Source organism: Bradyrhizobium sp. SZCCHNRI1009 (assembly GCF_032487575.1).
GTDB lineage: Bacteria > Pseudomonadota > Alphaproteobacteria > Rhizobiales > Xanthobacteraceae > Bradyrhizobium.
This window is the reverse complement of the sequence record NZ_JAUEUL010000011.1, coordinates 34,955-58,061: the sequence shown is the minus strand read 5'-3', so window position 1 is coordinate 58,061 and position 23,107 is coordinate 34,955. Positions and strand designations below refer to the sequence as shown.

Genomic DNA, 23,107 nt, shown 5'->3' with positions numbered 1-23,107 from the left:
GGGAGGGACTTCAGATCAGGAAATGATCCTCCATCCATTGCATGCCGGCGGCATTCGCCTTGGTCACGACCGGACCGTCGGTGATGACGTGCTTCGGAATGCCCTGGCCGCTCTTCTCGCCGGCGGTGACCGCCGCGACGCCGGCCACGATCGCGCCGCCGTGGATGCGGCAGGACGGATTGCGCACGGTCGCGAACATGCGGCCGTCGCTGACCGCCTGGATCGCAGGCGGCATGGCGTCGACGCCGCCGATCAGGATGTTGGTGCGGTTGCGCGCCTTCATGATGTTGTAGGCGGCAAGCGCCATGTCGTCATTGTGGAAGAACGCCGCGTCGATCTGCGGATATTTCGTGAGATAGGTCTCCCACAGCCGCGCCGCCTTCGACACGTCCCAGTCGGCCGGCTGCGTGTCCAGCACCTCGATGTTCGGGAACTGCTTGATCACCGAATTGAAGCCCTTGGCGCGGCCCTGTGCGCCGGTATGGCCGAGCGCGCCCTGCGTCATGATGATCTTGCCCTTGCCGCCCATCGCGTTCGCCAACGCCTGGGTGACGGATGCGCCCATGAACTCGTTGTCGGGTGCCAGGAACGAGTGGACATTGATCTGATCGAGCGGGGCGATCAGCGTGTCCATGTCGATGACGGGAATGCCGGCGTCGATCATCTTCTGCACCGGCTGGGTCAGGGTGCCGATGCCGAACGCCTGGATGGCGACGAAATCCCACTTCTGCGACGCCATGTTGTCGATCGCGGCGCGCTGTTTCACCGCATCGAGCTGGCCGTCGAACCAGGTGACCTCGACGTTGAGCAGCTTGCCCCACCATTCCGCGGCCTGCTTGCCCTGGGCGCACCAGGTCGCCTGCAGTCCGGCATTGGAGAACGCCGCCTTGAGCGGCTTTTCGGAACGGCCCATCTCGGCGGCCATCGCCGGATTGATGCCGAAGCCGGCGAGCAGCGCGGCCGCAGAGCCCGCGGCCGTCGCCGCCTGGAGAAGATCGCGCCTGGTCGTTTTCTTGGACGTTTTGTCAGTGCCGGGCATCCCGTGCTCCCTGTCCCATCGTTGTCCGGCGGCGTCATTGATCGCGCCGCCAAGATCTGCAGTGTTTCACAACCCAATTCATCACGCCACAGCCGGATGTTGTGCGTTGCACTGGATGGCTTTCGCGCTGCACGCGCAATGTCAGAAAACCGTGATGCACCCGTGGTACGCGGCAGCGCAGCTTTGGGAGAGAGCCTTTGGCAACGACACGCATCGCCGTGATCGCCGACATCCATCACGGCCGGGACACGCAGACGAAGCGTGGATCGGTGGCGCTGCCATTGCTCGAGCGCTTCGTCACGCAGATGAACGCCGAAAACATCGCTGCGGTTATCGATCTCGGCGACCGGATTTCCGACGAAGATCCCGAGCGCGATCGTCTGCTGCAAAGCGACGTCGCGATGTGTTTCGCAAAGCTTGCGCCGGCGCATCATCATGTCAGTGGCAATCATGATCTCGCATTGCTCAGTCTCGCCGACAATGAAGCGATCATGGATCGTCCGTGCGGGTCGCGGGCTCTGATCATCGGCGATGTCAGATGTGTGTTCTGGCAACCCGACGTGAGTCTGACGCGGAGCCGTGGCTTTCGCCTCTCCGCGGGCGATCTCGGCGCGTTGGTCCAGCTGCTTGCCCAGGATGACCGGCCGACCCTGCTCGTCAGCCACGTGCCGCTGTCAGGACAGGCTCAGACCGGCAACTACTACTTCGAAGCCAATCCGGAACACGCGGCCTATGCCGAGACCGATGCGATCCGCGCGGCGATCGCGGATGCGCCTTGCCCGATCGTCGCGCTCGCCGGGCATGTCCATTGGAATACGATGACGACGGTCGATGGCACACCGCATCTGACGTTGCAGTCGCTGACCGAGACGTTCATCTCGGGCGATCCAGCCGAAGCGGCTGGCCTTCTCGATATCGGCGATGGTTCGTTGCGCTGGAGCGTGACGGGCCGCGAACCGCTGTCGGTGACGTTGCCTTGGCCAAAGGCCAAGGCGCGGTGGCGTGCGCCGTTGACACGCTTCGCGACGGCTGCGGTGGCTTGAGGTGGTGGCGTGTTCAGGTGGCGTTCATGCGGCCCGCAATACCGTCATGAAGACGGTGGCTGCCCTGCGAGGACTGCAAAAAAATAGAGCAGGGCAGCGGGCCCTGCTCGGAAATTGTGTCGACCCTTTAGATATCCCGCAAGTTCAGATTTGATCTTGTTAAGCGGGGTGACGCTGCTTGTTGCGCGCCAGGGCTCCTCCCGAGACTTGGACCACCAGACTTCCGCAAGCGTTAGCCTGAGGCCCAAATTCGTAGACGATCTTTTTGCGTTTGTCATCCTTTTCGGCAACGATTGTTCAAATTTCGCGCACTTCCTGAAATGATCGGTAAGTGCTTGCAATTGACGAGTTTTATTTTCGTGTTTTCTCGTGATAGGTGCCAAGTTACCGTATTTGACGGCGGCTCCTGAGGCGCGGCGGGATTGTTCTTAATCAACGACCGCTGGCGAAATGTGCCGACTGTGCCCTGCGCGACCTCGACTCCGGGCGTCCACTCGGGCACAAGAATTCGGTTCATTTGGCAGGCTTTGATGCGGCAGCGGCTGCAGGCGTTTCTCCCGATCATGCTGATCGCACTGATGGTGCAGATCCTGGCGCCGATCGGTGTTGCCTGGGCGGCGGCATCAGCCGCGGCCGATCCCCTGTACGGACTTGAGATCTGCCACGGCCAGCTGGGTTCCCAGCCGATTGACGATGGGTCGCCGGCGAGCCCTGCGCTTCACGGCTGTTCGCTGTGCTGCCTAGCGCAGCCGGTCACACTGGATGGGCCAGGGCTCTCCACCGTCGCCGTTCCGCAACGCGATTCGGGCGAGGTCGTGTGGCGCGCCGGTGACCCGGCAGACGGGATCACCAAGGCTTTTTCGAACGCGCAGGCACGGGCTCCGCCCGCAGCGTGACGCGCTGGCCGTCGTGCGGCCCTGACCTCCCAAATCACATCACCATGACCTGCGTTGTCTGCGCGGCGATCGCCGTGCGGACATGCGCCGATCAACCAAGCTGGCGCATCGCCGCCAAGACAAGAAGGATAATCGACATGACCTTCCTCGGACGCTATCTGCTCGCATTCGCTCTCCTGTTGGGAGGATCTTCCGCCGCCTTGGCCGCCGACGTGAAGGCCGGTGACCTCGTCATCACCCAGCCTTGGAGCCGCGCCACGCCGGGCGGCGCCAAGACGGGCGCCGGCTATCTGACCATCGAGAACAAGGGCAGCGCGCCCGACCGCCTCGTCGCGGTGACCGGCGACGTCGCCGGGCGAGTCGAGATTCACGAGATGGCCGTCACCAACGGCGTCATGACCATGCGTCCCCTCGACAAGGGACTCACGATCGAGCCGGGCAAGACCGTCGCGCTGGCGCCGGGCGGCTATCACCTGATGCTGATGGATCTGAAGAGCCCGCTGAAGCAGGGCGACAAGCTGCCGGTCACGCTGGAGTTCGAGAAGGCCGGCAAGGTGGCCGTGACGCTCGAGGTGCAGGCGGTCGGCGCCAAGGCACCAGGCGGCGAGGGCGGCGGCATGATGAAGCAGCATGATCATTCCGGCATGAAGATGTAGGCCGGGCGCTCTGCGGCTCCGACGGAGAGGCCGGCCTCGATGACGCAACGGGTGTTGAACGCCGCCATGATAGCCGGCTCGCGCGCGAGCCGGCTGCTGGCGGCCGACCGCACCCGACGTCCTGCCAATGTCCGTCAGAAGTTCGTCCGATATCTGCCGGTCGCGCTGCTAGCAATGCTGTTGCAGGTGTTGGCGCCAGTGGCCGCGTCCGCCCTGACGGCAGCGACGATCGTGACGGTCGATCCGTTCGGCGGGACGGCGATCTGCCATGCCGAGACGGATGCGGCGCCCTCTAATGGTGATACCGACCGCGCTGCCTGCGGCCTTGACTGCGTCATGTGCTGCGTGCTGCACGCCGCTGCGGCGCTCGATGCGCCGCCGGCGCCATTCGATGCGGCTCCGCTGCGTCGGACGGCGTCCATCGTCTGGACTGCGCGCGAGCTCCGCCTCGTTCATCTCCTCGCCCGGGCGCAGGCGCAACCAAGAGGACCCCCGTTCCTCTCCTGAGCACAGAACTCGTCGTCGGCGCCGCAGCAGCGCGCCGATCCGTTTTGAACCAGGAAGACCGGCCGTGTAGAGCCGGCATCGGGGAAGTCAAACATGTTCCGTCGTCATGCCCTGGGTGGCGTGAGCGTGGTTGCCTTGCAGCTCATGCTGCTGCAACCGGCCACGATCGCGCGCGCCGAGACCGAGAAGGAATTGCCGTCCGTCACCGTCGACGCGCCGCGTGCAGCACCACAACGGACCGTGCGCAAGCCGGTTGTGCAGGCCGCCTCCGTCCGCCCCCGCGCGCCGAAGCCGGCCGGCGCATCCGTGGCCGGCAGCTCCGGGCCGGGAGGAGCGGTGTCCGACCCAGCCTCGGCTGTCGGCGCCGCCCGCAACCAGCTCAGCCAGTCGCCGTCCGGCCAGACCGCAACCACCATCGACCGCAGCCGCTACGATGACCGGCCTGCGTTTTCCGTCGGCGACATCCTGCGCGAAAGCCCCGGTGTTTCGCTCAAGCAGGGCAACGGACCGCGCGATCTCGGCATCTCGATCCGAGGCTCCAACGCCCGCAACGGCTTCGGCATCCGCAACATCGCGCTGTTCGAGGATGGCTTTCCCGTCACGCAGCCGGACGGGCTGTCGCGCAGCGACCTGATCGATCCCCACGCCTATGGCGCGGTCGACGTCATCCGCGGCCCGTCCTCGGCGCTCTACGGCAACTATGCGACCGGAGGCGCCATCAACTTCCGCACCCGTCCGGGCGGCAGCATCGACGGCGCGGAGATCGGCAGCGAGGGCGGCAGCTTCGGCTATCTCAGCAACTACATGACCTTCGGCAAGAAGGTCGGCAATTTCGAGGGCTCGTTGTTCACCAGCGACGTCCGCGGCGACGGCTATCTCGGCAACGGCTGGTTCAACACCCAGACGGTCAACTTCCTCGGCACCTACAAGGCGACGCCGGATGACCGCTTCACGGTCAAGATCATCAACAACGACCTGTTTACGCGGCTGCCGATTCGATACACGCTGAGCCAGTACTATCAGAACCCATATCAGCAGGGCTGCACCACGAGAACGTCTATGGCGGCCGGCTGCGCGACCGTCGGGCTCAACAAGAACGGAATCAATACGCTCGGTGGGGTTGATCAGGAGACCGCGTTGCAGGCGGGGCTCGGCCGCAACGATCGACGCACGATCGTCGGCGGCCGCTGGGAGCACGACTTCGACAACGACACGACCTGGCGCAACCAGTTCGTGTTCGACGACCGCAACATCAGCCAGCCGACAGGATCGACCAGCGCGATCGGCGACTATCCGTCCTACAACTACATGAGCGACATCACCAAGAGGGGAGAGATCTTCGGGCTGGAATCGACCGCCTTCTTCGGCGCGTTCTACAACACGCTGACCGCGTCCGGAGATACGCGCTTCGTCGTGCCCGGCGGCAACGCAGCGCTCGGCGGCCTCTCGGCCAACACCTGGAGCGAGACCACCAACTACGGCCTGCGAGCCCGCGAGGAGCTCAAGTTGACGTCGGCACTGACGGGGGTGGCCGGTCTCGGCTGGGAGCGCACCCATCTGCGTGGCGTGAACACCGCCTACACCTACGGCGCGACGGCAACGACGACCACGATCACGACGGCGGACCGGCAGTTCGACAATCTCGCCCCCGAGCTGGCACTGCTCTACAGGGTGAATAGCGATTGGCTGCTGCGGGCCCGCGTCGCCACCGGGTACGGCACGCCGCAGGTCTCCAACCTGTTCGTGCTGCCGACCGGCGATTTCGGCAACAACACGCAGCTGAAGTCGCAGACCAATCTGGGCTACGACGTGGGGTTCGACTGGACGCCGAACCGGTCTCTGACCCTCAGCGCGACGGGCTTCTACGAGTTCTTCCGCAACGAGATCGTCACCCAGGCCGTCACAGGGACGCAGAACACGTCCTACACCTTCAACGCACCGCGTTCGGAGCATCGCGGCGTCGAATTGGCGGCCGATTGGCGGGTCCTGCCGGGCTGGCGGTTCACCGCTGCCTACACCTACCTCGACCAAGTCTACACCGAGTATTCTGAGAACCTTGTGAACGGCAGCAACCTGTTCGGCTTCAACCGCGCCGGCAACAAGATCCCCGGCATCTCGCCGAACGAGCTGACCGCGCGGCTCGGCTACGATCACGACAGCGGGCGGTTCGCGGGACTTGGTGCGTTCGTCGAGGTCCAGTGGAAGGAATCGTTCTATATGGACAATGCGAATTTGCTGAAGGCGCCGGGCTACGAGCTCGTCAATCTGAACGTCCACTACAAGACCGAGCTTGCCTCTGACACGTTCAAGTCGATGAACGTCTTCTTCGAAGTCCGCAATGTGTTCGACCGCACCTACATCGCCTCCGCGAACAACCTGCAGAATACGGTGACGGGCGCCGGCGTGCAGGGACTGGCAGGCACGGGAACGATCTTCGCCGGCTCGCCGCGCGCGTTCCTGGCCGGGATGAAGGTGGCATTCCGATGAGGGCCGAAATGACAAGGATCGCACGGCTTCGGAGCGGGCTCGTCGGGCTGGCGATCGCCATGCTTTGTCCGCTCACCGCCCGAGCCCAGATGGCGCACCAGCACGGGTCGGAGGCGGCATGCGAGGGCACCGAGCTCCGATGCGCCACCAAGGTGACGCCATTCTTCGCTGAAGACGGCAAGCTCTGGCTCGTCTGGATGGCCGGAGGACGGGTGTCGGTGGCGAGCTCGACCGACGGCGGGAAAACGTATTCCGCCGCCGCGCCGGTCACCGAGCAGCAGCTCAATCTCGACTGGGGGCCCGATGCCCGGCCGAAGCTGGTGGTCGATCGCAAAGGCGTTATAGCGGTGGCGTTCTCGATCTTCCGCGACCAGGCGTTCAACGGGCAGGTGCTGTACTCCAGGTCGGAGGATGGCGGCAAGAGCTTCGCGGCGCCCCGTCCGATCACGTCGAACAACGAAAGCCAGCGTTTCGAGGCGCTGGCGCTGGACCAGGATGGCACCGTCTTCGTGGCGTGGCTCGACAAGCGCAACCGGGTGCCGGCCAAGGCCGCAGGGCGCTCGTACGAGGGTGCGGCATTGTACTTCTCCTCGTCGCGCGATGGCGGCGCCACCTATGCCGAAGCGACGCTGGCCCAGGACAACACCTGCGAATGTTGCCGGCTCGGCGTTGCCTTCGCGGGGCCGGGACGTCCGGTGGTGATGTTCCGCAACATCTTCGAAGGCAGCGTGCGCGACCACGCCGTGATCACGTTCAGCGACCTCGGCACCCCCGGCGAGGTCTACCGGGTCAGCACCGATGATTGGCAGATCAAGGCCTGCCCGCATCAGGGTCCGAGCCTGACCGTGGCGCCGACCGGCACCTATCATGTCGCCTGGTTCACCAGCGGCAAGGTTCGCAAGGGGCTGTTCTACGCGCATTCGCGCGACAGCGGCCGGACGTTCTCGGAACCGATGGCGATCGGGCAGGCCGACCGCAATCCGACGCGACCCTATATGCTCGCGACCCAGGACACCACGACGCTGGTGTGGAAGGAGTTCGACGGCGAGCGCACCACGGTGATGGTGATGCAATCCCGCGACGATGGCGAGACGTGGTCGAAGCCGCGCGCGCTTGCCAGCACGGACAATGCGTCGGATCATCCGCTGCTGGTTGCCCATGGCAGGCAGATCTTCCTGTCCTGGATGACCAAGTCGGACGGCTATCGGTTGCAGCCGATCGGAGATGAATCATGACACGCGCATTCGCCGCCCTTGCGATCTTTGGCCTCGTCGCCTTGACTGCGTCGAGCACCGCAGCTCCACCGTCGCTGAAGCCGTTCGAGCGCGGCACCTGGCGCGAGGTGCTGCGGGCCCATGCGGGTCGTCCGACACTGATCCATTTCTGGGGCGTCACCTGCGGCCCCTGCAAGATCGAGCTGCCGCAGCTCGGCAAGTTCATGTCCGATCATCCCGAGATCGACGTGGTCACCGTCAGCGCCGACCTGGTGCCGAATCTGGATGCCGCGACCCAGGCCATGCTGGACAAGGCCGGCCTCGCCGCGGCCGAGAACTTCATCTTCAGCGACGGCTTCGTCGAGCGGCTGCGGTTCGAGATCGATCCGTCCTGGCAGGGCGACATTCCGCGCACGATGCTCGTGACCCGTGACGGCGCCGTCGAAACGATCGAGGGCAGCGCCGAGATCAGCGATCTCGACAAATGGTCCGCGGAACAGGTGCGGCGGCAATAGGGCGCCCGAGATCAAGGACCCTGCCGGCCGCGACCATCGCGACCGGCGGCAAGACGGCGTTGCGGCGTGTTCATCCTCCGCATCAGCCCAGCGAGTAAAATGATTGGGAATCCGGTCGCTTAGCCGCTTTTTCTCAAACCCAGTCTTGTGTTTTGCCGTCCGATCCGCTTTGACTGCGCCAGCCCGAACCGAATCCTGAAGGCTTGGCCCATGCGTCTGTCGCGGTTTTTCCTGCCCATTCTGAAAGAAAATCCGAAGGAAGCCGAGATCGTCTCGCATCGTCTGATGCTGCGCGCGGGCATGCTGCGGCAGGAGGCGGCCGGCATCTATGCCTGGCTGCCGCTGGGCTTCAAGGTGCTGAAGAAGATCGAGCAGATCGTGCGCGAGGAGCAGAACCGCGCCGGTGCGCTGGAACTGCTGATGCCGACGCTGCAGCTCGCCGATCTCTGGCGCGAGAGCGGCCGCTACGACGCCTATGGGCCGGAGATGCTGCGCATCAGCGACCGCCACAAGCGTGAGTTGCTGTACGGGCCGACCAACGAGGAAATGATCACGGAAATCTTCCGTGCCTATGTGAAGTCCTACCGCAATTTGCCGCTCAATCTCTATCATATCCAATGGAAATTCCGCGACGAGCAGCGTCCGCGCTTCGGCGTGATGCGCGGCCGCGAGTTCCTGATGAAGGACGCCTATTCGTTCGATCTCGACGAGGCCGGCGCGCGGCGTGCCTACAACAAGATGTTCGTCGCCTACTTGCGCACCTTCGCGCGGATGGGCCTGAAGGGCATCCCGATGCGCGCCGAGACCGGTCCAATCGGCGGCGATCTCAGCCATGAATTCATCGTGCTCGCTGAGACCGGTGAATCCGGCGTCTACTGCGACCGTGACGTGCTCGACCTGCCGATCCCGCCGGCCTCCGTCGACTATGACGGCGACCTGACCCCGATCATCAAGCAATGGACCTCGCTCTATGCGGCGACCGAGGACGTCCATGACGCGGCCCGCTTCGAGGCCGAGGTGCCGGCCGAGCGGCGGGTCCATACCCGCGGCATCGAGGTCGGCCAGATCTTCTATTTCGGCACCAAATATTCCGAGCCGATGAAGGCCCTGGTCGCCGGCCCAGAGGGGGCGGAGGTCACCGTCCACGGTGGCTCCTATGGCGTCGGCGTGTCACGGCTGGCTGGTGCGATCATCGAGGCCTGTCACGACGAGGCCGGCATCAAATGGCCGGAGGAGGTCGCCCCGTTCCGCGCCGTCATCCTCAACCTGAAGCAGGGCGGCTCCGACACCGATGCCGCTTGCGAGCAGCTCTATCGCGATCTGCTCGCCAAGGGGGTCGACGTGCTCTACGACGACACCGAGCAGCGCGCCGGCGGCAAGTTCGCCACGGCGGACCTGATCGGCATCCCCTGGCAGATCATGGTCGGACCCAAGAGCCTTGCCGAAGGCAAGGTCGAGGTGAAGACCCGCAGCGACGGCGCCCGCCAGATGATGTCCCCGGCGGACGTCGTGGCACGGCTCGGCGGCGGGACATCGGCTGGCTGAGGCGCTCGTTCGATCATCGGATTATCCACCGGGGCTGCCCGCCCCTTCAGGCCAATCCGGCCACATTCGGCCCGAATCATGGGATGATCGCACAATGGATGACGCCATGACCGAACCGGTGCAGACCACCACTCCCTTCGCTCCCTTCGAGTGGATGCTGTCGGGGCGCTATCTGCGTGCGCGCCGCAGGGAGGGGTTCATCTCCGTGATCGCGGGGTTCTCCTTCCTCGGCATCATGCTGGGCGTCGCAACCCTGATCATCGTGATGGCGGTGATGAACGGCTTCCGCAAGGAGCTGCTCGACAAGATCCTCGGCCTGAACGGGCATCTGCTGGTGCAACCGCTGGAGTCGCCGCTCACCGACTGGAAGGACGTCTCCGACCGGATCGCGCAGGTGCAGGGCATCCGCCTCGCCGCGCCGGTGGTCGACGGACAAGGTCTCGGCTCGTCGCCCTTCAATGCGTCCGGTGTGTTCATCCGCGGCATTCGCGCGCAGGACCTCACGAACCTGACGTCGATTGCCAAGAACATCAAGCAGGGCTCGCTGGAAGGTTTCGACGAAGGCCAGGGCGTCGCGATCGGCCGCCGGCTTGCCGACCAATTGTCGCTGCATGCCGGCGACAGCATCACTCTGGTCGCCCCGAAGGGCGCCGTGACGCCGATGGGCACCACGCCGCGCATCAAGCCCTACAAGATCGCGGCGGTGTTCGAGATCGGGATGTCCGAGTACGACGCCAGCTTCGTCTTCATGCCGCTGGCCGAAGCGCAGGCCTATTTCAACCGCAACAACGACGTCACCGCGATCGAGATCTTCACCAGCAATCCCGACAAGGTGGAGGAGTTTCGCAAGACGGTGACGGAGGCGGCCGGCCGCCCGATTTTTCTCGTCGACTGGCGCCAGCGCAACTCGACCTTCTTCAATGCGCTGCAGGTCGAGCGCAACGTGATGTTCCTGATCCTGACCTTGATCGTGCTGGTCGCCGCGCTCAACATCGTTTCGGGACTGATCATGCTGGTCAAGGACAAGGGCCAGGACATCGCCGTGCTGCGCACCATGGGGGCTTCGCAGGGGGCGATCATGCGGATATTCCTGATCACCGGCGCTTCGATCGGGGTGGTCGGCACGCTCACCGGATTTGTCGTCGGCCTCCTGATCTCGATGAACATCGATTCGATCAGGAAGTTTCTGTCCTGGCTGACGAGCACCGATCTGTTTCCCAATGAGCTCTATTTCCTGTCGAAGCTGCCGGCTGAGATCGATGCCGGCGAGACTGCGGCCGTTCTGATCATGGCCTTGACCCTGTCTTTCCTGGCTACGCTGTATCCATCCTGGCGCGCGGCCCGATTAGACCCGGTCGAAGCGCTTCGCTACGAGTGAGGCGCTGATGGAAGAGCAGGGGGCAGAGGATGTGCCGGTCGTTTATCTCCACGAGATCAAGCGGCGGTACATGCAGGGCGAGCAGCAGCTGACCATTCTCGACGGGGCCAAGCTGGCGCTGTGGGCCGGGCAATCGGTGGCGCTGGTGGCGCCGTCGGGCTCAGGCAAGTCGACATTGCTGCACATCGCGGGCCTCCTGGAGAGCCCCGACGAGGGCGAGGTCTATGTCGGGGGCGTGCCGACGTCGCAGCTCACCGACATCGAGCGCACCCAGATGCGCAGGACCGACATCGGTTTTGTCTACCAGTCGCACCGGCTGCTGCCGGAGTTTACGGCGCTGGAGAACGTGATGCTGCCGCAGATGATCCGCGGCTTGAAACGGTCCGAGACGGTGAAGCGGGCGACCGAGATCCTGGCCTATCTCGGCCTCGGCGAGCGGATCAAGCACCGCCCGGCCGAACTCTCCGGCGGCGAGCAGCAACGCGTCGCGATCGCGCGTGCGGTCGCCAATGCGCCGCGTGCGCTGCTGGCGGACGAGCCGACCGGCAATCTCGATCCTGCCACCGCCGATCACGTCTTTCACGCGCTGATGCAACTCGTGAAGGCCACGCGGGTCGCGATGCTGATCGCGACCCACAACATGGAGCTGGCCGGCCGCATGGACCGGCGCGTCTCCATCGTCGGCGGCAAGGTCGTCGAGCTGGATTGAGTCAGGTCGCAGTCAGGGCCTGATCACCGTCATCTGGAATGGCTCGCGATGAGCGGCGGCGTGGGCGACCGCGTCGTTGGCATGATCGAGGTCGAAACAGGTGGGCTCGAACTGCGCGAGCTCGAGCAGCCCGGCCCGGATCAGCGCGACCATCCTGACCGCAGCATCCGGCGGATACATCCAGACGCCGTGGATCGTGATGCAGTCGCGCATGATCCATGGATAGGGCAGCTCGAGCCCCGCTCCGCCCAGCATCCCGACGCCGCCCATCAGCACCACGCGCCCATAGGGACGCACGGTCATCACGGCTGATCGCACGACCCCGGCCGAGACCGACGGCGGCATGATGTCGAGCACGCAGTCGATCGGACGCGGCGACGCGCGCTTCATGCGTGCGGTGTCCTCGCTCTCGTCGCCGGAGAGTCTGACCGGGTGGACGCGGGGGCCGAACCGGCGCTTCAGCTCCGCCAGCATGGCCTCGTTGCGGCCGGGGGCGACGACCGCAGCGGCGCCCATGGCGAGCGCCACCGCAACCGCGGCGCTGCCGAACCGGCCGGTGGCGCCGCTGACCAGGACGGTCTCGCCCGCCTGCAGATGGGCGGCAAGAAAGCCGCCATAGGGCACGAGCAGGGTGCCGAGCGCGCACCACCGTGCCGCGTCGTTAGCGTCGATGGCCCCGATCGGCTTGGCGTTCTCCGTCGGCACGCGCATGCGCTCGGCAAACGAGCCGTGCCGGAAATGCTGTTGCAGCTTCAGCCCGCCCGGTCCGCGCGCGCTCAGGCCCTGCAGGGTGATGTCAGGGGCGAGGGCTGTGTCACGCGAGCGCACGGTTGGATCGCAGTACACCCAGTCGCCGATCGCGAGATGCGTCGCATCGGGGCCGAGGGCGCTGATCCGGCCGATGCCCCCGGTCCCCGGGATGACCGGCAGGTCCAGCAGGTACTTCCGCTCGCCGCTGAAAACCTCGTTGGCATAGGACAGCACGCCGGCCGCGGCGACGTCGACGATGACCTCGCCGGTGCCGAGCACGGGGTCTTCGACACGCTCGATCTCGAGCGGCGATCCAAATCGTTTGAGTACGGCGGCCTTCATGGTGCTTCTCCATTTCGCGATGGCGAGGCTGCAGCCTGCCGGTCTATGCTCCGCGCAGGAAGGCCTGGTATTATCCTGGGATTGGGCAAGCCCAGGCTGGCAAGCCGCCTCGAAAGCGAACCATGAGGGATCCAGCGCATGAGTGATCAGCGCCATGCCGAGCTCGGCAACTTCCTGCGCTCGCGGCGCGAGAAGCTGACGCCGCAGGCGGTCGGACTCGCGACCGGGCGGCGGCGACGCACCGCAGGGCTGCGGCGGGAGGAAGTGGCCGAGCTCGCTGGCATCGGCGTCGACTGGTACATCCGAATCGAGCAGGGCCGGGCGGTGAAGCCGTCCTCCTCGACCATCGATGCGCTGGCGCGCGCCCTGCGCCTGAGCCGAACCGAGCATGCTCATCTCAAGGCGCTGGTGCGCGATCCCACGCGCAAGCCGTTCGTGCGCGAGCAGGTGCCGGTCCGGCTGCGCGAGCTCGTGCAGAGTCTGAACCAGCCGGCCTACATCTCCGGACGACGATGGGATGTGCTGGCCTGGAATGCCGCGGCGGACGAGATCTTCGGCTTCTCGCAACTCGCCGACGACGAGCGCAACACGCTGGTGCTGATGCTTTGCAAGCCCGGCGTGCGCCGGCTGTTCGGCGTGCAATGGAAGGAGCTGGCGCAACGCATGGTCGCGCAGTTTCGCGCGACCTATGATCTGTGGGCGGGCGATCCCGCCTTCGTCGATCTGATCGCGCGGCTGCGGCACGGCAGCCGCGAGTTCGACGGTCTGTGGGCGGCGCACGACATCAACCCGCTTGCTGCGGGCGAGAAGCTGCTCGAGCATCCGAAGAAGGGCCGCGTGAGGCTGCGATACGCGACGTTCCAGTCCAACGACGATCCCGCGCTGAAGCTGGCGATCTACTACACGTGATGATGACGAGCGCGCGTTCGGCATCGCCCGGCAGGCATCATACAATCGACTGCTTTGCGGATGATGATGCTACGCATTCGCAGGACCCATCGTGCTGCCCCGAAGAATCCACGACTGGGACGCCAGAAGGTTCGTTACGTGACCGGGAGTTTCCCGATCACGATTTTGCCGTCGCTCGTATTGTGGCCATGGATGGACGACGGCCACGACTCCTCCATACATCTTATTAGTTGTTTGTTCATGTTGCCGGCAAAGCCTTTGAAAACAGGCCTTTGCACCCAATCCCATAAAAGCCGGAAAGAATGGTTCTGATCTGCACATCGGTTGATGTCGGCGGAGCGAATGCGGGTGGCATAGTCGCTTCGTCGCGCTGCATGTTTTTCGCACGGAACCAGGGGGCCTGGGGACTTTGGGACAGAAGCTACGGAGTTCGATGATGAAGACGCTTTTCGGCGCAACGGTGGGGCTCGGCGCAATCGCCGCGGCGACGTCTGCATTCGCAGCTGATCTTCCAATGAAGAAGGGGCCGTACACCAAGGCGCCGCCCGCCGTCGTGGCGACGGTGTATGACTGGAGCGGCTTCTATGTCGGCTTCAACGCCGGCGGAGGTTCCAGCCGGGATTGCTGGAATCTGGTTTCGAACGCCGGTGTGGCGGTGAACCCGGCAGCCAACCGCGAAGGCTGCTCCGGGGGCGGCGGCGCGGCCGTCGGCGGCCAGGTCGGCTACCGCTATCAGATGGCCAACTGGGTGTTCGGCGTCGAGGCGCAGGGCGACTGGGCCAACTTCAAGGGCACGAATCGCAACCTGATTCTTCCCAATGTCAGCGACCGTTCACGCACCAACGGCTTCGGCCTGTTCACCGGCCAGGTCGGCTATGCCTTCGACAACATTCTCGGCTATATCAAGGGCGGTGCCGCGGTCGTCGGCGATCGCTACGACACCTTCACCACGGGCACCAACGTGATGCTCGATCGCGCCAACACGACGCGTTGGGGCGGCACGGTCGGTGCCGGCATCGAATATGGCTTTGCGCCGAACTGGTCGGTCGGCGTCGAATACGATCACATTTTCCTGGGCAACAAGAATCTGAACTTCGTCGCCGCGGCCGGCGCGCCCGCGATGACTCATCGCATCAAGCAGGATATCGACATCGGGCTCGTGAAGCTGAACTACAAGTTCGGTCCGGGTTTCGGGATGATGCGCTGACGCAACGTCACTCTCGATTGCTCCGGTTCGTCGAAGCCGCGGCTTCGACGAACCTTGATGCTACGGCCTGAGACGGCAACGCGTCGCGTTGAAGGCGGGGACGGGTCAGTCCTCTTCGAACACGAACGGGTTGGGGAACGGCGCGTAGGGATTGGGCGCCGGCGGACGCGGCTTGATCCGCTGCCTGTGCGGATACGGATAGGGCGTCGCGCGCGGGTCATTGCTGACGCCGGCGAAATAGGGATTCGCGATGCAGTTCAGCAGGCGTCCCGACGCCGTCGCCTGGCATTGCGCGTAAGTGTCGAAGGTGCAGTGGCTCAAGCCCGGAAACTCATCACCCTGCAGGCAGAACGCATGTCTGACACCGACGGCGTGAGCCGGGGCATGGGTTGCGACCACGAGGCCGGCTGCAGCCAGGGCCGCGAATAACACCTCACGCATCAACGATCTCCCTTCATCCCTTCGATGACCAGAACGCGGGTGCATCATGGCGAAGCACTGGCGCGGCCCTGACGTGTGTAGTCGGTCGGCTCTCGATTGCAAGCTGGAAAGTTCCATCAACACACTGTGATTACAGATTAATTTCCCGACATGTCTCACGGCCTTTCAGCAGCGAGCTGTGACCGAGCGGCTACAGCAATTGTGGCGCAGATCGTTAAGAGGTGCGGCTGGCCTGGGGGCCAAATGAGACGAGACTGGACCTGTGATGAAGAAACTTCTGTTGACGACGACGGCGCTCGTGGTGCTGGCCTCGCCGGCGCTTGCTGCGGATCTCGCCGCGCGTCCCTACACGAAGGCACCGCCGCCGGTGATGGCTGCGATCTATGACTGGAGCGGCTTCTACATCGGCGTGAACGGTGGCGGCGGCTGGAGCGAGAATACCTGGGATCTGGTCGGCGGCGGCCGCGAAGGCTCGCATGATGCATCCGGCGGCACCGTCGGTGGCCAGGTCGGCTATCGCTGGCAGATGGGCCAGATCGTGTTCGGCGTCGAGGCGCAGGGCAACTGGGCCGACCTCACCGGCGACAATCAGAGCGCGCTGTTCGGAACGCGTAACCGCACCAAGACCGATGCGTTCGGCCTGTTCACCGGCCAGGTCGGCTACGCCATCAACAACGTGCTGCTCTACGCCAAGGGCGGTGCGGCCGTGACCAGCAACAAGTACACGATCACCAATGCGGCGACCGGCGCGTTCCTCGCCTCAAACGACGACACGCGCTGGGGCGGCGTGGTCGGTGCCGGCGTCGAATACGGCTTTGCGCCGAACTGGTCGCTGGGCGTCGAGTACGATCATCTGTTCATGGACCGCCAGACCGTCAGCTTCGGCGCGCTCGGCTCCGACAGCATCAAGCAGGACGTCGATCTGTTCACCGCCCGCCTGAACTACCGCTTCGGCGGCCCGGTCGCGACGCGCTACTGAGTCGATCCCGCCCGATCGGCGGATTGGAGAGCCCCGGCGTTCGCGCCGGGGCTTTTGTTTGAGGGCCGGATTAACCATTTGCGGCGCCGGCGCCGCGACGGGCCGATCAGCGCGCTTGACCTGAGAACAGAAAAGGAACATTGTTCTTCATATGTTCTGACTCAGGGAGGTCCCGATGCTGAAGGTTTTCGTTCAAGAAGCCGCCGCGCTGGCGTCGATCACGCTGTTCGTCGGCATGATCGCGCTCTGGGCGCAAATCATTCCACAGCTTTAGTTTTCCGAGCGCGTTGGCTGGGGACAAGGCAGGCGAGGGCGCCGGACTTACCGATGGGCCTCCGATATGATGCGGGGGCGAGTCGGTCGGAGGATAGGGCATGGCGCGGGGGGGGGGCAGGATCCCGAGCGAGCCCCGAAGCCGGCCCGATCCCGTGATCTCGGAAAAGCCCAGGTATCAGCAAGGCGAGCATGTCCAGCGCCGGATTCGTCCATCTCCACGTTCACTCCGCCTATTCGCTGCTGAAGGGCTCGATCAAGATCGCCAAGCTCGGCGAGCTCGCCAAGGCCGATCGCCAGCCGGCGCTGGCGCTGACCGACACCGACAACATGTTCGGTGCGCTCGAATTCTCCGACAAGATGGCGAGCTACGGCATCCAGCCGATCGCCGGCTGCGAGCTCGCCATCGATTTCGGCGACATGGACCCTAACGCCCGCAATGCCGGCGCGGCCGCGCAGCCCTCGCGAATCGTCCTGCTCGCCGCACGCGAGGAGGGCTACCGCCACCTGATGCGGCTGAACTCGCGCGCCTTCCTGGACACGCCGACGCACCAGGCCCCGCACATCAAGTTCGAGTGGCTGAACGAGGGCGTCGATGGTCTGATTGCGCTCACCGGCGGGCCCGATGGGCCGATCTCGCTCGCGATCCAGCACGACATGGCGGCACTTGCGACGCAGCGCTGCGAGCGGCTGGCGAGCCTGTTCGGCGACCGCCTCTACATCGAGCTGCAGCGCCACGGCGTCGACCGCGAGCGCCGCGTCGAGGGCGGCCTGATCGACATCGCCTATGGCAAGGGCCTGCCGCTGGTGGCGACCAACGAGCCGTATTTCGCGACCGCCGACGACTACGAGGCGCATGATGCGCTGCTGTGCATCGCCGGCGGCCACCTGATCGCCGACACCGAGCGCGTGCAGTTGACGCCCGACCACCGTTTCAAGACCCGCGCCGAGATGGCGGTGCTGTTCGCCGACCTGCCGGAGGCGCTGGCCTCGACGGTCGAGATCGCCGAGCGCTGCTCGTACCGGCCGCGCACGCGCAAGCCGATCCTGCCGTTCTTTACGGTCGGGGCCGGCAGCGGCGATGCCGTGGACGCCGCCAGCGCCGAGGCCGCCGAGCTGAAGCGGCAGGCGGAGGAGGGCCTGGAGCGGCGCCTCAAGGTGCACGGCATGGCGCCGGGCATGACTGAGGAGGACTACCAGAAGCGGCTCGCCTTCGAGCTCGACGTCATCATGCGCATGAAGTACGCGGGCTACTTCCTGATCGTGTCGGACTTCATCAAATGGGCCAAGGCGCACGGCATCCCGGTCGGACCGGGGCGCGGCTCCGGCGCCGGCTCGCTGGTTGCCTGGGTGCTGACCATCACCGACCTCGACCCGATGCGCTTCGCGCTGCTGTTCGAGCGCTTCCTCAATCCCGAGCGCGTGTCGATGCCGGACTTCGACATCGACTTCTGCCAGGACCGCCGCGGCGAGGTGATCTCCTATGTGCAGCAGCGCTACGGCCGCGACCAGGTGGCGCAGATCATCACCTTCGGTACCTTGCAGGCGCGCGGCGTGCTGCGCGACGTCGGCCGCGTGCTGCAGATGCCCTATGGCCAGGTCGACAAGCTCACCAAGCTGGTGCCGCAGAACCCGGCTGCTCCCGTCACGCTCGCCGCCGCGATCGAGGGCGAGCCGAAGCTGCAGGCGTTCCGCGACGAGGATCCGGTGGTGGCGCGCGCCTTCGACATCGCGATGCGCCTCGAAGGCCTGACGCGCCACGCCTCGACCCACGCCGCGGGCATCGTGATCGGCGACCGGCCGCTGAGCGAGCTGGTGCCGATGTATCGCGATCCGAAATCGGACATGCCGGTCACCCAGTTCAACATGAAATGGGTGGAGCCGGCCGGCCTCGTCAAGTTCGACTTCCTCGGCCTGAAGACGCTGACCGTGCTCGACGTCGCCGTGAAGCTGCTGAAGCAGCGCGACATCCACGTCGATCTCGCGACCTTGCCGATCGACGATGCGCCGAGCTACCAGATGCTCGCCCGCGGCGACGTGGTCGGCGTGTTCCAGGTTGAAAGTCAGGGCATGCGGCGGGCGCTGATCGACATGCGCCCGGACCGGTTCGAGGACATCATCGCGCTGGTCGCGCTGTATCGCCCGGGCCCGATGGCCAACATCCCGACCTACTGCGCCCGCAAGCACGGCGAGGAGGAGCCGGAATATCTACACCCGATTCTGGAGCCGATCCTGAAGGAGACCTTCGGCGTCATCATCTACCAGGAGCAGGTGATGCAGGTCGCGCAGCAGATGTCCGGCTACTCGCTCGGCGAAGCCGATCTCCTGCGGCGCGCCATGGGCAAGAAGATCCGCGCCGAGATGGACAAGCAGCGCGTCCGCTTCGTCGAAGGTGCCGTCAAGAACGGCGTGCCGAAGGACCAGGCCGACACGATCTTCGACCTCTTGGCCAAATTCGCCGACTACGGCTTCAACAAGTCGCACGCGGCCGCCTACGCGCTGGTGTCCTACCACACCGCCTACATGAAGGCGCATTATCCGGTGGAGTTCATCGCGGCGTCGATGACGCTCGATCTCAACAACACCGACAAGCTCTCGGAATTTCGTACCGAGGCGCAGCGTCTGGGGATCAAGGTCGAGCCACCGTCGATCAACCGCTCCGGTCCGACCTTCGAGGTCAGCGGCAACACCATCTTCTACGCGCTCGCCGCCTTGAAGGGCGTCGGCCCGCAGGCGATCGAGATGATCGTCGAGGCCCGCAACAAGGGGGGGCCGTTCACCTCGCTCGCCGACTTCGCCTCCCGCGTCAGTCCGCGCGCGATCAACAAGCGCATCATCGAGACCCTGGCCGCCGCCGGCGCCTTCGACGGGCTCGACAAGAACCGCGCGCGCGTGTTCGCCGGCGCTGATGCCATCGTTGCCGCCTGCCAGCGCGCCAACGAGGCTGCCACCTCCGGCCAGAACGACATGTTCGGCAACGCCGCCGATGCGCCGGCGATCATCCTGCCGAACATCGAGAACTGGCTGCCGGCCGAGCGTCTACGGCGCGAATATGATGCGATCGGCTTCTTCCTGTCGGGCCATCCGCTCGACGACTACGCGGCGGCGCTGAAGCGGCTGCGGGTGCAGAGCTGGGCCGAGTTCTCGCGCGCGGTGAAGACCGGCGCGACCGCGGGCAAGGTCGCCGCCACCGTGGTATCGCGCATGGAGCGGCGCACCAAGACCGGCAACAAGATGGGCATCATGGGCCTGTCGGATCCGACCGGGCATTTCGAGGCCGTGCTGTTCTCGGAGGGGCTTGCACAATATCGCGACGTGCTCGAGCCCGGCGCGGCCGTGCTGCTGCAGCTCGGCGCCGAGCTGCAGGGCGAGGATGTCCGCGCCCGCGTGCTGCATGCCGAACCGCTCGACGATGCCGCCGCCAAGACGCAGCGCGGCCTGCGCATCTTCCTGCGCGACACCAAGCCGCTCGACTCCATCGTCAAGCGCCTGCAGGGGCCGGAAGGCACCGCGGCCAATGGCAATGGAGCGATCGCCAAGGGTGCGGCGCCCCCCTTGGCGCCCCGCACGGCAGCAGGCGAGGGCGAGGTATCGCTGGTGATGATGCTGGACCTCGAAACCGAGGTCGAGATGAAGCTGCCGGGGCGCTTCAAGGTTTCGCCACAAATCGCAGGTGCCATCAAGGCGGTGACCGGCGTGGTCGACGTGCAGCAGCTCTAAAGGCGATCGTTCCGCTGGAGCGGCTGCGTCCGGCGATCTTGCCGGTCGAACGGGGACGAGGAACAAAAAAGCTGCGCGTGGGCTGTACGGACATGCCTCCGTTCAACCGCGGTTCAGCCATTCTCCCGCTGAATCCGCGGCGGGTGCCTCGAAGGGGCTTGAACCATGCGCTTGGCCAAGATCACCGCGAAGATCGTCCTGAGTGTTTCGCTCTGCCTGCTCGCCTGGGCGGCCCTGCCGCGGCCTGCCGCAGCGCAGCAGCCCGGTGCCGAAAAGCGTATCGCCTTGGTGATCGGCAACGGGGCCTATGCCAAGGGCCCGCTGGCGTCGGCGGCCAACGATGCCGGCCTGATCGCGCAGACGCTGCAGGCCGCGGGCTTCGACGTGGTCGGCGCGCGCGATCTCGATGCAGACACGTTGCGCAAGAGCTTTCGTGATTTCATTCACAAGGCCCAGTCAGCCGACAACAACACCGTCGCGATGGTCTATCTCGCCGGCTACGGCATGCAGCTCGCCGGCGAGAACTACTTTCTTCCCGTCGACGCCAACATCGGCAGTGACGTCGACATTCCGACCGAGGGGCTGCGCCTCAGCGACTACATCCGCCAGCTTGCGGCGACGCCGGTGAAGGCCAGCGTCGTGGTGCTCGATGCCGCCCGCCAGCAGCCCTTCATCGCCAGCGGTCCGGCGATCGCCGGCGGCCTGGCGCTGGTCGAGCCCGATGCCAACATGCTGATCGCGTTCAATGCCGCGCCGGGCACGATCGCGCCGAACGAGACCGGCGCCTACGGCGTCTACGCGCGCTCGCTCGCCGAGATGATCCGCACCGGCGGGCTGTCGCTGCCGGAGGTGTTCGACCGGCTGCGGCTGCGCGTCAACGAGGAGACCAAGGGCGCGCAGGTGCCCTGGGACGCGCAGAAGATCCAGGCCGCCTTCACCTTCTTCGAGCGGGCGCCCGACGCCCCCGCCACGTCGGATTCGCCGGAGCAGAGCGCGGCGCTGCGCTCGCGCCCGATCCGCGAGCTGCCGGTGCAGGAGGCCTATGCCGCCGCGCTCGAGCGCGACACGCTGCAGGGCTATGAGGACTTCATCGCCGCCTATCCGAGCGACCCGCTGGCGCGGCGCGTGCGCGCCCTCGTCGCCGCACGCCGCGAGGCGCTGACCTGGCGGCGGACGTTCCGCACCGACAGTCCGGAAGCCTATTGGTCCTACCTGAAGCGCTATCCCTATGGCGCGCATGCCGAGGACGCCCGGCGGCGGCTGGCGATGTTGTCCGCGCCGCCCGCGCCGCCGCCGACCTTCGCGATGATCGACTATGACGTGCCGCCGCCGCCGCTCGACGAGGTGATCTATGTCGAGCGCCCGGTGCTGATGTTCTCGGATCCCGAATTCGATTTCGTGCCGCCGCCCCCGCCGCCGGTCTACATCCTGCCGCCGCCTCCGCCGGATTTCGTGGAGCTGCCGCCGCCATTCGCCCCGGTCGGCCTGTTCATCCTGCCGCGGCCGGTGTTCGTGCCGATCCCGGTCTATGTCCGGCCGCCGGCCTTCGTTGCGCCGCCGCCGAACAACATCATCTACCAGAACATCCACAACACGACCGTCATCAACACCGTGATCAATCGTCCGGCGCCGCCGGCCGGACCGATCACTGCAGGCCCCGCGGCGGTGCCGACGCCGGCCGTGGCGGTGGCACCGGCCCTGCCGCCGGCTGTCGTGCAGCGCGCCACGCTGATCCAGCAGGGCAAGGTCCCGCCGCCGGGAGGACCGCTCGCCAATCCCGCACTCCGGCCCGGTGCGGCACCGGCCATTCAGGCCAACGCTCCGCCGGGTGGACCCTCGCCCGCCATGACAGGACCAGGGCAGGGGCATGCCAACGTCAATCCGCTGCCGGTGCCCGGTCGCGGTGGTCCGCCGGTGCCACCATCGGTTCAGACTCCTGGTCTGCGCCAGCCGGCACCGGCATCGCCCTCTGGCGCGCTGCCACCGCCCGCGCGCCAGGATCTGCGCGCGAACCGCACGCCGCCGGGCGCCGTCATGCCGCAGCCGGCAAGGCCATCGGCGATGCCGTCCCGTCCGGTCATGCCGTCAGCCGCTCCGCGCGGGCCTGAGGTGAGCCCGCGCATTCAGCAGGCGACGCCACCGCAGATCCAGCGCCGCCCGCCGCCACCACCGGCGACGGCGCGTCTGAGTCCGCCGCCGGCGCCGCCACGACCGCCGGTTGCACCGATGGTTCGGGCGGCTCCGCCACCTCGGCCGGCGCCACCGCCGCCGCAAGTCATGCGTCCGTCCGCTCCGCCACCGATGGCGCGCCCTGCGCCTCCGCCGCAGATGGCGCGTCCCAGTCCGCCGCCGATGGCCGCCGTGGCCCGGCCGGCGCCGCCACCGCCGCCGATGGCGCGGCCCGCGGCGCCGCCGCCACGTCCGGCGGCCCCGCCGCCGCCGGGCAAGAGATGTCCGCCGAACGTTCCGCATTGCTGAGCCGCCGCGCGTTGGCCTG

The 23,107-nt window shown here is 66.0% G+C and carries 18 protein-coding genes; 15 read left to right on the top strand and 3 right to left on the bottom strand.

The features are described 5' to 3' along the window. Positions 1-10 precede the first annotated feature (10 nt). Entirely contained in the window at positions 11-1,039 is a 1,029-nt protein-coding gene (locus QX010_RS19790) for a sugar ABC transporter substrate-binding protein (RefSeq protein WP_315799710.1), read from the bottom strand. A gap of 197 nt (positions 1,040-1,236) precedes the next feature. Between QX010_RS19790 and QX010_RS19785 the strand changes: the two genes are divergently transcribed. From QX010_RS19785 to QX010_RS19740, 10 genes are all read left to right on the top strand, one after another. Then, entirely contained in the window at positions 1,237-2,082 is an 846-nt protein-coding gene (locus QX010_RS19785) for a metallophosphoesterase family protein (RefSeq protein WP_316181336.1), read from the top strand. Between the two features lie 530 nt (positions 2,083-2,612). Next, a complete protein-coding gene (locus QX010_RS19780; protein ID WP_316181334.1) occupies positions 2,613-2,978 on the top strand; it encodes a DUF2946 family protein in 366 nt (121 codons plus the stop codon). 137 nt (positions 2,979-3,115) lie between these two features. After that, the gene (locus QX010_RS19775; protein ID WP_315799713.1) at positions 3,116-3,634 is read left to right on the top strand and encodes a copper chaperone PCu(A)C; all 519 of its coding nucleotides are present in this window, start codon (positions 3,116-3,118) and stop codon (positions 3,632-3,634) included. Positions 3,635-3,673: 39 nt separating this feature from the next. Next, on the top strand, positions 3,674-4,141 hold the full coding sequence (locus QX010_RS19770; RefSeq protein ID WP_316181332.1) for a DUF2946 family protein: 468 nt from the start codon (positions 3,674-3,676) through the stop codon (positions 4,139-4,141). Positions 4,142-4,234: 93 nt separating this feature from the next. After that, entirely contained in the window at positions 4,235-6,628 is a 2,394-nt protein-coding gene (locus QX010_RS19765) for a TonB-dependent receptor family protein (RefSeq protein WP_316181330.1), read from the top strand. Positions 6,629-6,636: 8 nt separating this feature from the next. After that, the gene (locus tag QX010_RS19760) at positions 6,637-7,863 is read left to right on the top strand and encodes a sialidase family protein (RefSeq protein WP_316181329.1); all 1,227 of its coding nucleotides are present in this window, start codon (positions 6,637-6,639) and stop codon (positions 7,861-7,863) included. Beyond that, entirely contained in the window at positions 7,860-8,357 is a 498-nt protein-coding gene (locus QX010_RS19755) for a TlpA disulfide reductase family protein (protein ID WP_316181327.1), read from the top strand. The genes QX010_RS19760 and QX010_RS19755 overlap by 4 nt, the downstream gene beginning before the upstream one ends. Before the next feature lie 210 nt (positions 8,358-8,567). After that, positions 8,568-9,902, top strand: a complete 1,335-nt coding sequence (gene proS, locus QX010_RS19750) for a proline--tRNA ligase (RefSeq protein WP_316181326.1) — start codon at positions 8,568-8,570, stop codon at positions 9,900-9,902. A 94-nt stretch (positions 9,903-9,996) separates the two neighbouring features. Next, a complete protein-coding gene (locus QX010_RS19745) occupies positions 9,997-11,280 on the top strand; it encodes a lipoprotein-releasing ABC transporter permease subunit (protein ID WP_316181325.1) in 1,284 nt (427 codons plus the stop codon). A gap of 7 nt (positions 11,281-11,287) precedes the next feature. After that, positions 11,288-11,989: an ABC transporter ATP-binding protein gene (locus QX010_RS19740; RefSeq protein ID WP_316181324.1), complete on the top strand. Its 702-nt coding sequence runs from the start codon at positions 11,288-11,290 to the stop codon at positions 11,987-11,989. A 12-nt stretch (positions 11,990-12,001) separates the two neighbouring features. On the opposite strand, the gene QX010_RS19735 is transcribed toward QX010_RS19740, so the two are convergent. Continuing rightward, positions 12,002-13,081, bottom strand: a complete 1,080-nt coding sequence (locus tag QX010_RS19735) for a zinc-binding alcohol dehydrogenase family protein (RefSeq protein WP_316181322.1) — start codon at positions 13,079-13,081, stop codon at positions 12,002-12,004. Positions 13,082-13,219: 138 nt separating this feature from the next. Here QX010_RS19735 and QX010_RS19730 point away from each other — a divergent pair, with 138 nt between their 5' ends. Further along, entirely contained in the window at positions 13,220-13,990 is a 771-nt protein-coding gene (locus tag QX010_RS19730) for a helix-turn-helix transcriptional regulator (protein WP_316181321.1), read from the top strand. A 433-nt stretch (positions 13,991-14,423) separates the two neighbouring features. Beyond that, positions 14,424-15,197 carry an outer membrane protein gene (locus tag QX010_RS19725; protein WP_315799722.1) on the top strand — a complete coding sequence of 258 codons (774 nt, stop codon included), beginning with the start codon at positions 14,424-14,426 and terminating at the stop codon, positions 15,195-15,197. A 105-nt stretch (positions 15,198-15,302) separates the two neighbouring features. Here the strand turns inward: QX010_RS19725 and QX010_RS19720 are convergent, their stop codons facing one another. Next, entirely contained in the window at positions 15,303-15,638 is a 336-nt protein-coding gene (locus QX010_RS19720; protein WP_315738242.1) for a DUF3551 domain-containing protein, read from the bottom strand. 265 nt (positions 15,639-15,903) lie between these two features. Between QX010_RS19720 and QX010_RS19715 the strand changes: the two genes are divergently transcribed. From QX010_RS19715 to QX010_RS19705, 3 genes are all read left to right on the top strand, one after another. After that, entirely contained in the window at positions 15,904-16,617 is a 714-nt protein-coding gene (locus tag QX010_RS19715) for an outer membrane protein (RefSeq protein WP_315711588.1), read from the top strand. Positions 16,618-17,082: 465 nt separating this feature from the next. Next, positions 17,083-20,610, top strand: a complete 3,528-nt coding sequence (gene dnaE, locus QX010_RS19710) for a DNA polymerase III subunit alpha (RefSeq protein WP_316181319.1) — start codon at positions 17,083-17,085, stop codon at positions 20,608-20,610. A gap of 165 nt (positions 20,611-20,775) precedes the next feature. Beyond that, positions 20,776-23,088: a caspase family protein gene (locus tag QX010_RS19705; protein WP_316181317.1), complete on the top strand. Its 2,313-nt coding sequence runs from the start codon at positions 20,776-20,778 to the stop codon at positions 23,086-23,088. Positions 23,089-23,107: the final 19 nt, after the last annotated feature.

What these genes read in the sequence shown, in the direction of transcription:
- QX010_RS19775 (WP_315799713.1), top strand. Translation starts at nt 3,116, where the DNA reads ATGACCTTCCTCGGACGCTATCTGCTCGCATTCGCTCTCCTGTTGGGA.
- QX010_RS19705 (WP_316181317.1), top strand. Translation starts at nt 20,776, where the DNA reads ATGCGCTTGGCCAAGATCACCGCGAAGATCGTCCTGAGTGTTTCGCTC.
- QX010_RS19755 (WP_316181327.1), top strand. Translation starts at nt 7,860, where the DNA reads ATGACACGCGCATTCGCCGCCCTTGCGATCTTTGGCCTCGTCGCCTTG.
- QX010_RS19780 (WP_316181334.1), top strand. Translation starts at nt 2,613, where the DNA reads ATGCGGCAGCGGCTGCAGGCGTTTCTCCCGATCATGCTGATCGCACTG.
- QX010_RS19730 (WP_316181321.1), top strand. Translation starts at nt 13,220, where the DNA reads ATGAGTGATCAGCGCCATGCCGAGCTCGGCAACTTCCTGCGCTCGCGG.
- QX010_RS19735 (WP_316181322.1), bottom strand. Translation starts at nt 13,081, where the DNA reads ATGAAGGCCGCCGTACTCAAACGATTTGGATCGCCGCTCGAGATCGAG.
- QX010_RS19720 (WP_315738242.1), bottom strand. Translation starts at nt 15,638, where the DNA reads ATGCGTGAGGTGTTATTCGCGGCCCTGGCTGCAGCCGGCCTCGTGGTC.
- proS (WP_316181326.1), top strand. Translation starts at nt 8,568, where the DNA reads ATGCGTCTGTCGCGGTTTTTCCTGCCCATTCTGAAAGAAAATCCGAAG.
- QX010_RS19790 (WP_315799710.1), bottom strand. Translation starts at nt 1,039, where the DNA reads ATGCCCGGCACTGACAAAACGTCCAAGAAAACGACCAGGCGCGATCTT.
- dnaE (WP_316181319.1), top strand. Translation starts at nt 17,083, where the DNA reads ATGTCCAGCGCCGGATTCGTCCATCTCCACGTTCACTCCGCCTATTCG.
- QX010_RS19715 (WP_315711588.1), top strand. Translation starts at nt 15,904, where the DNA reads ATGAAGAAACTTCTGTTGACGACGACGGCGCTCGTGGTGCTGGCCTCG.
- QX010_RS19745 (WP_316181325.1), top strand. Translation starts at nt 9,997, where the DNA reads ATGGATGACGCCATGACCGAACCGGTGCAGACCACCACTCCCTTCGCT.
- QX010_RS19740 (WP_316181324.1), top strand. Translation starts at nt 11,288, where the DNA reads ATGGAAGAGCAGGGGGCAGAGGATGTGCCGGTCGTTTATCTCCACGAG.
- QX010_RS19765 (WP_316181330.1), top strand. Translation starts at nt 4,235, where the DNA reads ATGTTCCGTCGTCATGCCCTGGGTGGCGTGAGCGTGGTTGCCTTGCAG.
- QX010_RS19725 (WP_315799722.1), top strand. Translation starts at nt 14,424, where the DNA reads ATGATGAAGACGCTTTTCGGCGCAACGGTGGGGCTCGGCGCAATCGCC.
- QX010_RS19760 (WP_316181329.1), top strand. Translation starts at nt 6,637, where the DNA reads ATGACAAGGATCGCACGGCTTCGGAGCGGGCTCGTCGGGCTGGCGATC.
- QX010_RS19770 (WP_316181332.1), top strand. Translation starts at nt 3,674, where the DNA reads ATGACGCAACGGGTGTTGAACGCCGCCATGATAGCCGGCTCGCGCGCG.